General features: G+C 69.3%; 2 protein-coding genes and 1 pseudogene. 1 reads left to right on the forward strand and 2 read right to left on the reverse strand.

Going from position 1 to position 2,885, the window contains the following annotated elements; genetic code table 11:
- Positions 1–126 precede the first annotated feature (126 nt).
- The gene (locus tag SACHA_RS0113160) at positions 127–1,971 is read right to left on the reverse strand and encodes a BCCT family transporter (protein WP_039739009.1); all 1,845 of its coding nucleotides are present in this window, start codon (positions 1,969–1,971) and stop codon (positions 127–129) included.
- A gap of 263 nt (positions 1,972–2,234) precedes the next feature.
- Between SACHA_RS0113160 and SACHA_RS0113165 the strand changes: the two genes are divergently transcribed.
- The gene (locus SACHA_RS0113165; protein WP_039739011.1) at positions 2,235–2,666 is read left to right on the forward strand and encodes a cold-shock protein; all 432 of its coding nucleotides are present in this window, start codon (positions 2,235–2,237) and stop codon (positions 2,664–2,666) included.
- Between the two features lie 21 nt (positions 2,667–2,687).
- Here the strand turns inward: SACHA_RS0113165 and SACHA_RS0113170 are convergent.
- A pseudogene (locus SACHA_RS0113170) lies at positions 2,688–2,885 on the reverse strand (ferredoxin-NADP reductase); the annotation flags it as partial.

Here is a 2,885-nt window from a genome sequence, read left to right on the forward strand (position 1 = left end):
GACGCACCGGGGCGGGAGGGACGGGATCCTCGGCGGCACCGGTCCGCGCCCGGCAGCGCCCGCGCACACACCGGTGCCCGCCGCCCCAGGGGGACGACGGGACCGGTGTCCGTCAGTGACGCGCGGTCAGTTCAGCGACTCCGGGCGGGGGTCCTGCGGGTCGGACTCGTCCGGGTCCGGCGGAGCCACCGGATCCGGCGACCGCAACGTCGTTCCGGTCCTCGGGCTCCCCGGCTCCGCGGACGGTTCCGCATCGACCCGGCCGTCCGCGGTCACCCCCGAGGCGCCCACGGCGGCCGTCCGTTTCTCCAGCATCGCGCGGGTCCGCGGCGGCAGCAGCTCCTCCTCCGGGATGTCGCGCTTCATCGCCTTCATCAGGCAGTAGATCGTGAGGAAGCCGATCAGGAAGAACGGCAGGCCGAGCACGGTGATGACCTGCTGGAGCGCCTGCAACGCCTGCTGGCCCGTCGCCGCGATCAGGGTGGCCGCGATGACGCCCTCCAGCACGGCCCAGAACACCCGCTGCCGCGTCGGCGGGTGCATCGTGTTGCCCGAGGTGAGCATGTCCACCACGAGTGAGGCCGAGTCCGAGGACGTGACGAAGAAGATGACCACGATCAGCACGGCGAAGGCCATCAGCACCTCGGTCGCCGGGAAGTGGTCCAGGAAGGCGAACAGCGCGGCCGCCGTGTCCCCCTCCTGCACCACCGGGCCGACCAGCGAGCCGGGGTCGTTGAACTCGATGTTCAGCGAGGACATCCCGAAGACGCTGAACCAGACCACCGAGAAGGCCACCGGGGCGCCCAGCACACCGAGGACGAACTCCCGGACCGTGCGGCCCTTCGAGATGCGGGCCACGAAGATGCCGACGAACGGCGCCCAGGTGATCGTCCACGCCCAGTAGAACACCGTCCAGGTGCCCTGCCAACCCCAGTCGCCCGCGGGCAGCGCGTCGTTCCAGAAGGACAACGGCACCAGCATGCTCAGGTACGTGCCGGTGCTCTCGATCACGCCCCGCAGCAGGAAGATGGTGGAACCCGCGACGATGATGAAGATCAACAGGGCGACGGCCATCCAGATGTTGACGTTGGACAGCCACTTGATGCCCTTGTCCAGCCCCAGAACCACCGAGATGGTCGCGATGGTGGTGACGACCGCGATGATGGCGATCTGCACCGTGCCGCTCACCTCGATGCCGAACAGGCCGTTCAGGCCGCTGTTGATCTGCAGGGTGCCGAGCCCGATGGAGACCGCGACACCGAACAGCGTCCCGATGACCGCGATGACGTCGACGGTCTTGCCGATCGGGCCGTTGATCCGGTCACCGAGGATCGGGTGGAAGATCGAGCTCACCCGGAACGGCAGGCCCCGCCGGTAGGCGAAGTACGCGAACGCCAGGGCGGGCAACGTGAAGATCGCCCAGGTGTGGAAGGCGAAATGGTAGAGCGAGAAGCCGATGGCCTCGTTCGCGGCCCCCTCGCTCAACGGTTCGGCCGCCCCGTTCCCGACGGGGATCTCGCGCAGTTGCTCGGCGAACTGCCGGGAGTTCAGGTCGGCCTCGGTGAGCTCCGAGACCTGCTCATTGACCCCGCTCAACGGCGGGTTCGCGAAGTGGTTGATCGGCTCCGCGACGCCCCAGAACATCAGGATGGTGCCGATGCCCGCCGCGAACAGCATGCCGAACCACGTGACGTTGCTGAACTCGGGGCGGTCGTCCTTACCGCCGAGTCGCACGTGTCCGAACCGGCTGAACGCGATCCAGAGCAGGAAAATGAGGAAGGCCGTGACCCCCAGGATGTAGAGCCAGCCCAGGTTCGTCTTGACGGCCTCCGCCGCGTCCCCGAACGCGGCGTCCACCTCCTCGGTGAACAGAATGGACCCGACGACGAACACCAGGGCGAGCAATGCCGAGCTGAAGAAGATCGCGGGATTCGTCCGCAACCCCAGGGCACGTTGGAGCTTCTCCAGCATGATCATCTCCCTCCGTGTAGCCACGGAAAGCTATCCGCGACCCGGAAGTGTGTCAATAGCCACTCCGTGGCCGTAGGGTCTGGCGCTGACATTACCCGCCGCGACCACGAGCAGCGACCGAACGCAATCCGTCCGAGGGACCAGGCGGCGCGGGGCGGCGCTCACCGTCACGGCGCGAAGGTGCCGGTGCGGGGTAGGGTCCGGCGGGATTGTCAGTACGGCCGCCGCACGGGCGTGCCGCCGACGCATCGGGAGTGGAATCCGTGGTCACGGGGAAGGTCGTCCGGTTCGACGAGTTCAAGGGGTACGGATTCGCCGCGCCCGACAACGGGGGCGAGGACGTGTTCGTCCACGTCAACGACCTGCTGTTCGACAAGGCTCTGGTGGCCCCGGGAGTGCGGCTCAGCTTCGACATCGAGGAGGGCGACCGGGGGCTGAAGGCCTCGCGGATCCGCCTCGCGGAGCGGGAGGAGCACCCCCCGGCCGGGACGGCCGAGGAGTTCGCCGAGGACGAGGTGGACACGGACGGACCCGGCGCCGTGGCCGAGGGCGTGTCCGTGACGCGCAAGCAGTACCTCGACGAGATCACCGAACTCCTGCTGGACGCCGCGCCCACGGCGACGGCGGAGGACATCGTCGGTATCCGCCGACGCCTGCTCCGTTCGGCCGTCGACCACGGATGGGTGACCGACTGACCGGTCCCGGCCGGTCCCCGCTCAGACCCCGGCGCGGGACCGCAGGCGGGTGAGGAGGCCGGTGAGTCCGGACCGCCGTCGGCCCGCGGCCCCGAGACGTCCCGCGGCCGCGTCGTCCAGCAGTGCTCCGACGGTCTCGCGGGCGCACTCCCGGTTGGCCCCGATCCCGCCGGACGGGCCGCGCTTGATCCAGCCGACGACGTAGGTCCCCGGCCGCCG

Source organism: Saccharomonospora halophila 8 (genome assembly GCF_000383775.1).
In the GTDB taxonomy this organism is placed as follows: Bacteria; Actinomycetota; Actinomycetes; order Mycobacteriales; family Pseudonocardiaceae; genus Saccharomonospora; species Saccharomonospora halophila.